Source organism: Luteimonas aestuarii (assembly GCF_004357985.1).
Classification (GTDB): domain Bacteria; phylum Pseudomonadota; class Gammaproteobacteria; order Xanthomonadales; family Xanthomonadaceae; genus Luteimonas; species Luteimonas aestuarii.
Genome location: NZ_SMTF01000006.1, coordinates 192,077 through 198,076 on the forward strand (window position 1 = coordinate 192,077; position 6,000 = coordinate 198,076).

9 protein-coding genes are annotated in these 6,000 nt (G+C 70.8%); 6 read left to right on the top strand and 3 right to left on the bottom strand.

Going from position 1 to position 6,000, the window contains the following annotated elements; all coding sequences use genetic code 11:
- Positions 1–71 precede the first annotated feature (71 nt).
- On the top strand, positions 72–638 hold the full coding sequence (locus tag E2F46_RS10185) for a hypothetical protein (RefSeq protein ID WP_133321982.1): 567 nt from the start codon (positions 72–74) through the stop codon (positions 636–638).
- A gap of 23 nt (positions 639–661) precedes the next feature.
- On the opposite strand, the gene E2F46_RS10190 is transcribed toward E2F46_RS10185, so the two are convergent.
- Together E2F46_RS10190 and hemH are read right to left on the bottom strand one after the other, a co-directional pair.
- On the bottom strand, positions 662–1,432 hold the full coding sequence (locus E2F46_RS10190; RefSeq protein WP_425599820.1) for an alpha/beta fold hydrolase: 771 nt from the start codon (positions 1,430–1,432) through the stop codon (positions 662–664).
- A 74-nt stretch (positions 1,433–1,506) separates the two neighbouring features.
- Entirely contained in the window at positions 1,507–2,481 is a 975-nt protein-coding gene (gene hemH / locus E2F46_RS10195) for a ferrochelatase (RefSeq protein WP_133321984.1), read from the bottom strand.
- Between the two features lie 144 nt (positions 2,482–2,625).
- On the opposite strand from hemH, the gene E2F46_RS10200 reads away from it, so the two are divergent.
- The 5 genes from E2F46_RS10200 to E2F46_RS10220 all read left to right on the top strand — a co-directional run bounded on the left by E2F46_RS10200 (position 2,626) and on the right by E2F46_RS10220 (position 5,842).
- Positions 2,626–3,492 carry a lipid-binding SYLF domain-containing protein gene (locus E2F46_RS10200; RefSeq protein WP_133321985.1) on the top strand — a complete coding sequence of 289 codons (867 nt, stop codon included), beginning with the start codon at positions 2,626–2,628 and terminating at the stop codon, positions 3,490–3,492.
- Positions 3,493–3,580: 88 nt separating this feature from the next.
- Positions 3,581–3,817, top strand: a complete 237-nt coding sequence (gene tatA / locus E2F46_RS10205) for a Sec-independent protein translocase subunit TatA (RefSeq protein WP_133321986.1) — start codon at positions 3,581–3,583, stop codon at positions 3,815–3,817.
- A gap of 24 nt (positions 3,818–3,841) precedes the next feature.
- Positions 3,842–4,402: a Sec-independent protein translocase protein TatB gene (gene tatB, locus E2F46_RS17695; RefSeq protein ID WP_243720378.1), complete on the top strand. Its 561-nt coding sequence runs from the start codon at positions 3,842–3,844 to the stop codon at positions 4,400–4,402.
- Entirely contained in the window at positions 4,386–5,159 is a 774-nt protein-coding gene (gene tatC, locus E2F46_RS10215; RefSeq protein ID WP_133321987.1) for a twin-arginine translocase subunit TatC, read from the top strand. Before tatB ends, tatC begins: the two co-directional genes overlap by 17 nt.
- Positions 5,156–5,842 (top strand): RDD family protein, encoded by a 687-nt coding sequence (locus tag E2F46_RS10220; protein ID WP_165967432.1) that lies wholly within the window; start codon positions 5,156–5,158, stop codon positions 5,840–5,842. The genes tatC and E2F46_RS10220 overlap by 4 nt, the downstream gene beginning before the upstream one ends.
- Before the next feature lie 67 nt (positions 5,843–5,909).
- Here E2F46_RS10220 and E2F46_RS10225 read toward each other — a convergent pair.
- Positions 5,910–6,000, bottom strand: a 91-nt coding sequence (locus E2F46_RS10225; protein WP_165967401.1) for an integrase core domain-containing protein, incomplete at its 5' end; no start/stop codon positions are given.

Sequence of the window (6,000 nt, forward strand, 5' to 3'; positions counted from 1 at the left end):
TGTCCGGGCCTACGGTCAGATTGCGTGTTCCCAGATCAGGAGGGGTGCCGGGCGGACGTCGACACGGGTCGATGCCAGGCCCTGCCCCGATCAACCGCACGCCATCCGGGGACACCATGGCCAGCATCGCGCTTCGTTCCAGACTCCACGGCCTGCTGGCGCTGGCGCTGGTGTTCGCCGCCGCGGGTTGCCAGCGCGCGTCCGACGCCATGGTCGAGCGTGCCAGCGGTGGCCAGGTCGCGATCGAACGCGATGGCGACACCGTGGTGCTGAAAGGAAAAGAGGGCGAGATGACCATCCAGGGCGGCGATGGGCTGGCGCTGCCGAAGGCCTTCCCGGACGACGTCTACCTGCCGCGCGGCTACGCCATCAACAGCGTCATGGACCTGCAGGGCGTGAACGTGATCGGATTGCAGGCACCCGGCAAGGTGCCGGGACTGTTCGCCGATGCACGCGAGGCGATGGCCGCCCAGGGCTGGAAGGAAACCATGGCGATGCAGCACTCGGCCGACAGCGCGATGCTGGCCTTCGAGAAGCCCGGCAGCGGCGATGAGCCGCGCAGCGCGATGCTGGCCTTCAACGACGGCGGCGACGACAGCGTCACCCTGAGCGTGCAGCTGCGCAGCACGCGGCAGTAACGCGGGGCAGCGCCGCGCGCGGCTCAGCCGCCGGCCAGGAAGTCGCCGATCAGTCCGGCCACCGTGGCCGGGTCTTCCATGTGCAGGTGGTGGCCACCCGGCACCACGACCAGTGTGCCGTCGGGCAGCAGCCCGGCGCGACGGCTGCGGTCGGGCTCGGGCAGGTAGGGCTGCGGCGGCGACGCATACAGCACCCGGGTCGGGCATTCGATGCCACGCACCAGCGCATCCACCTGCGCGTCGGTCATCCGCACCATCGTCGGCAGGGTCAGGCGCGGATCGCTGCACCAGGCGTGGCCACCTTCGACTGGCGTGGTGCCGCGCTCCACCAGCAGGCGTGCCACCGGTTCGCTGAGGTCGTTGGCCTGCATCCGTGCGCGGATCGCGGGCGACAGGTCCGGGAACACGCGCAGCCGCTTGCCGGGCAGGGCGCGGGTGGCGGCGACCGCATCGCGCAGGCGCGGCACGGTGTTCTCGATGGTGTCGGGCAAGGCGCCCAGCGCCTCGATCGCCACCAGCCGTTCGATCCGGTCCGGCGCACCCGCGGCCACCAGGCTGGCGATGCCCGCGCCCATCGAATGCCCCAGCAGGGTGAAGCGGTCCCAGCCCAGCGCATCGGCAATGTCGAGCACGTGGTGCACGGCCCCGGCGAACGAATAGTCGGTGCCGCGCGGCAGGTGCACGCTGCGGCCGTGGCCGGGCAGGTCGGGGGCGACCAGTTCGATGCCGTGCAGCAGCGGCGCCAGCGGCACGAAGCTGGCGGCGTTGTCCAGCCAGCCGTGCAGCGCAAGCACGCGCGGTGCGCCCGCGTTGCCGGTGCGCAGGCCGTGGATGCGGCCCAGCGGGATGTCGAGCGCGAAGTCCTGCATCAGGCCATCGCGTCCAGTTCGCGGCGCGCCAGTGCCGCCAGGGCATCGGCGTGCGCGGGGGCATCGTTGAGGCAGGGGATGTAGCGCAGCGTCTCGCCGCCGGCTTCGTGGAACAGCTCGGCGTTCTGCATCGCGATCTCTTCCAGCGTCTCCAGGCAGTCCACCGCGAAACCCGGGCACACCACGTCGACCTGCTTCACGCCTTGCGCGGCCAATGCGCGCAGCGTCTCGTCGGTGTACGGCTGCAGCCACGGTTCGCGGCCGAAGCGCGACTGGAAGGTCAGCACGATGTCGGACGGGTCGATGCCAAGCGCCCGGGCGATGGCGTCGGTGCTGGCGCGGCAGTGGCGCTGGTAGGGATCGCCGGCATCCACCAGCCGCTGCGGAATGCCGTGGAACGAGAACAGCAGGCGCTCGCCGCGCGTGCCGTTGGCCCAGGCGTCGCGGATCGACGCGGCCACCGCCTCCACCCAGCCGGGATCGACGTGGTAGTCCTGCAGCACGCGCACGCCATCGACGCGGCGGGCCACGTCGTCCACCGAGGCGGTGGTGGTGGTGGAGTACTGCGGATACAGCGGCAACACCACGATGCGCCGGGCGCCCGCGTCGCGCAGCCGTTGCAGCGTGCCGGCGAGCGACGGGTTGCCGTAGCGCATGGCATGCACCACGCGTACGCCGGGCAGGCGCGCCTGCATCCCCTCCGCCAGTCGCCGCGTGTGCACGGCCAGCGGCGAGCCGCCATCCATCCAGATCCCGGCGTATTTTTTCGCCACCCGGCCGGAGCGCAGCGGCAGGATCACGAAGTGCAGCAGGGGGCACCACAGCCAGCGTGTCAGCGGGACCACGCGGTAATCGTGCAGGAACTCGGCCAGGTAGCGGCGCACGGCCGGCGCGGTGGGCGCGTCCGGGGTGCCGAGGTTCGCCACCACGACGGCAGTGTCCGGGGCGGAAGTGGCGGGCAAGGTGTCGTCCATGTGCATAGGATGGCAGGGCCGGGCGCGCGATGCGCGCCGCCGGGCGAACTCATGTGCGATTCATGCCGCCACGCATAGCCTCCGGCGGTGACGCGCGCGTCTCCCATTGGCCGCGCGCAACCCGAATCTTCCTGGAGCCACTCCATGTTCCTTCGCCATCTCCCCGCGCCCGCGGCGGCCATCGTGTTCGCCGCCGCCTTCGCCCTCGTCGCCGGACAGGCCCACGCCGGTCCGCGCGAGGACGAGCGTGCGCGCAATGCCCTGCGCGTACTGACCGAAGTGCAGGCCATCCCCGAATCGGCGATCCCCGACAAGCTGCTCGACGAGGCGCGCGCGATCGTGGTCGTGCCCGACACGCTGAAGGTCGCGCTGGCGTTCGGTGGCCGTCGCGGCCATGGCCTGCTCTCGGTCAAGAGCCCGGACGGCACCTGGTCCAATCCCAGCTTCGTGCGCCTGACCGGTGGCAGCATCGGTTTCCAGGCCGGCGTGCAGTCGTCGGACGTGGTGCTGGTGTTCCGCAACGACCGCAGCCTCGAGTCCATCGTCAACGGCAAGATCACCCTCGGCGCCGATGCCGGCGTGGCCGCTGGCCCGGTCGGTCGCAATGCCGCCACCGCCACCGATGGCCAGCTGAAGGCCGAGATCTGGTCGTGGTCGCGCGCGCGCGGCCTGTTCGCCGGCGTTGCGCTGGATGGCGCCGCGCTGACCATCGACGATGCCGCCAACGAGGCCGTGTACGGCCGCGACACCACGCCGCGGATGATCTTCGAGGGCCGCGCGCACCAGCAGCCGTCGAACGCCGTAGTCGATTTCCGCGATCGTCTGGAGGAAGCCACTGCCATCGCGCGTGCCGCACGCGGCACCGGTGGCGCCCAGCCGGCCCGCGCGCCGACGACTGTCCCGCAACCCCGGCAGCCGTCGCCGGTCGAGATCGCCCCGGCCACCGAGGCGCGTCCGGAGCCCTTCCAGCCGGTCGAGGACAACCCGGCGACGGTCGAGCCGCTGCCGTAACGCCGCATGTGGCGGGCCCGTGCGCGCCGCCACGGTGCGCACGCGCGCGGTGCGCTATCCTGAGCGCCCCAAACAACGAGAACGCGCAATGGGCGCATTCAGCCTCTGGCATTGGATCATCGTGCTGGTGGTCGTGCTGTTGATCTTCGGCACCAAGCGCCTGCGTGGTGCCGGGCGCGACCTCGGTGAAGCGGTGAAGGGCTTCAAGAAGGGCATCAGCGACGACGACAAGCCGGCCGGCGAACTCGACGACCAATCGGCGTCGCGCCGCGGCGACGATGGCGTCGCCGGCAAGTCGCGCCAGGACGATTCCGTGTCGCGCTGACGCGGCACATCGCCGTCGTCCGCCATGTTCGATATCGGCTTCACCGAGCTGCTGCTGCTGGCGGTGGTCGCACTGGTCGTGCTCGGTCCGGAACGTCTGCCGAAGGCCGCGCGCTTCGCCGGCTTGTGGGTGCGCCGCGCGCGCGCGCAGTGGTATTCGGTAAAGTCCGAACTCGAGCGCGAGCTGGCCGCCGAGGAGCTCAAGCGCAGCCTGCATGACGTAGAGGGCATGGCACGCGACGTTGGCCGCCAGGTCGAGGACGAGGCGCGTGCCGCCGAGGCCGGCGTGCGCGCCGCGGAACGGCAGGCGCGCGAGGAAGTGGAGGCAATGCGTCGGCGCGTCGATCGCGGGGCCGCATCCACGGCAGATCCCACGGCACTGGCGGTCGAGGCGACGGATGTCGACAAGGTTGACGACCCAGCCGCATTGATTGCGGACGCTGGCGATACAGCGGCGACGCAGCAGGATCCTCCGTCCGAGGCAGCAGCGCTGCCGGAAGCCGAGCCCCGGCAGCCCGACCTGCTGGCTCCCGACGGACGCGACATCCAGGACGGCGCGGGAGGCGGCGATGGCCCTCGGCGCTGAACACGACGAGGGCGAAAGCAGCCTGATCGAGCACCTGGTCGAGCTGCGTTCGCGGTTGATGCGCGCGCTGGCCGGGCTGGGCATCGCCCTGCTGGCGCTGCTGCCGTTCGCCAACCGCCTGTACGGCTGGTTCGCGCAGCCGCTGCTGGACAAACTGCCCGAAGGCGCGCACCTGATCGCGGTGGAAGTGGCCTCGCCGTTCTTCGCACCGCTCAAGCTGGCGCTGTTCGTCGCGGTGGTGGTGATGATGCCTTGGCTGCTCTACCAGGCCTGGGCCTTCGTCGCGCCGGGGCTGTACAAGCGCGAGAAGAAGCTGGCGCTGCCATTGCTGGTGTCGGCGGTGGCGTTGTTCTATGCCGGCTGCGCATTCGCGTTCTTCATCGTGCTGCCGGCGGTGTTCGGCTTCCTCACCGCGATCACGCCCGAGGGCGTGGCGATGATGACCGACATCAACGCCTACCTCAGCTTCGTGCTGGTGATCTTCCTGGCGTTCGGGCTCAGCTTCGAGCTGCCGGTGGCGCTGGTGATCCTGGTGCTGATGGGCTGGGTGACGCCGGCGCAGCTGCGCGAGTGGCGCGGCTACGCCATCGTCGGCATGTTCGTGCTCGCGGCGCTGATCACGCCGCCGGACGTGGTGTCGCAACTGATGCTGGCCATCCCCATGTGCCTGCTGTACGAAGCGGGCATCGTGGCCGCGCGACTGGTGTCGCCCACGCGCGGCAACGAGGACGCGCCCGGCGCCGAAGACACGCGGTGATTCCCGCCGGGCTGCCGCGCCGCTATGCCGCGTGGTCGCTGGATGCCACGATCATCGCGCTGGTGGCGCTCGCGCTTTGCGCCGGACCGGTCGCGGAAGGTTGGCGTCGCGGCAGCGAAGCGCTGTCGTCGTTGGCCGACGCCATGGCCACGATGATGTTGCAGGCGATGCAGGCCGGCATGTCGCCACTGGCGCTGCTGCGGGCATGGACGGCCGATCCCGTGTTGCATGCCGCCGCCGCGCGCCTGGCGAGCGCCATCGCCACCACCACGTGGCCACCACTGCTGGCGTTTGCCCTGCTCAGCGGTGCGTATTTCGTCGCCTTCGAGGCTTCGCGCTGGCAGGCGACGCCGGGCAAGCGCGTGCTTGGCCTGCGCGTCGTCGATGCATGCGGCGGGCGGCTGCGCTTGCCCCGCGTTGCATGGCGTCACGCGGCGGGCGCGTTGTCGTGGCTCAGCCTCAACATCGGCCATGCCATGGCGGCGTTGCCGCCGCAGCGGCGCGCCCTGCATGACGCCATCGCGCAGGCACGCGTAGTGCAGGTCGCTGGAGACGAAGCGCCGCTGCCGGCATGGGCGAAGGCGTGGCTGGCGTTGCAGGCGCTGCTGGCCGTGGCGGCCTTCGCGTGGCTCTTCCGCGCGGTGGATGCCGCCACCCAAGCCGCATTCGACCGCTTGCTGTAGGGCGGGTCCCGACCCGCCATGCTGGGCGTATCCCACCTCTGTAATGACCCAGCGGTTTCTGCACAGGTCAGGCCGCTAATGCATATGCCTCAGCGGGTGTCTTCATGCCCAGCGCCTGGTGTGGGCGCCGGTGGTTATAGAACTGGATCCAGTCGCCG

What these genes read in the sequence shown, in the direction of transcription:
- E2F46_RS10185 (WP_133321982.1), top strand. Translation starts at nt 72, where the DNA reads ATGCCAGGCCCTGCCCCGATCAACCGCACGCCATCCGGGGACACCATG.
- hemH (WP_133321984.1), bottom strand. Translation starts at nt 2,481, where the DNA reads ATGGACGACACCTTGCCCGCCACTTCCGCCCCGGACACTGCCGTCGTG.
- E2F46_RS10200 (WP_133321985.1), top strand. Translation starts at nt 2,626, where the DNA reads ATGTTCCTTCGCCATCTCCCCGCGCCCGCGGCGGCCATCGTGTTCGCC.
- tatA (WP_133321986.1), top strand. Translation starts at nt 3,581, where the DNA reads ATGGGCGCATTCAGCCTCTGGCATTGGATCATCGTGCTGGTGGTCGTG.
- tatB (WP_243720378.1), top strand. Translation starts at nt 3,842, where the DNA reads ATGTTCGATATCGGCTTCACCGAGCTGCTGCTGCTGGCGGTGGTCGCA.
- tatC (WP_133321987.1), top strand. Translation starts at nt 4,386, where the DNA reads ATGGCCCTCGGCGCTGAACACGACGAGGGCGAAAGCAGCCTGATCGAG.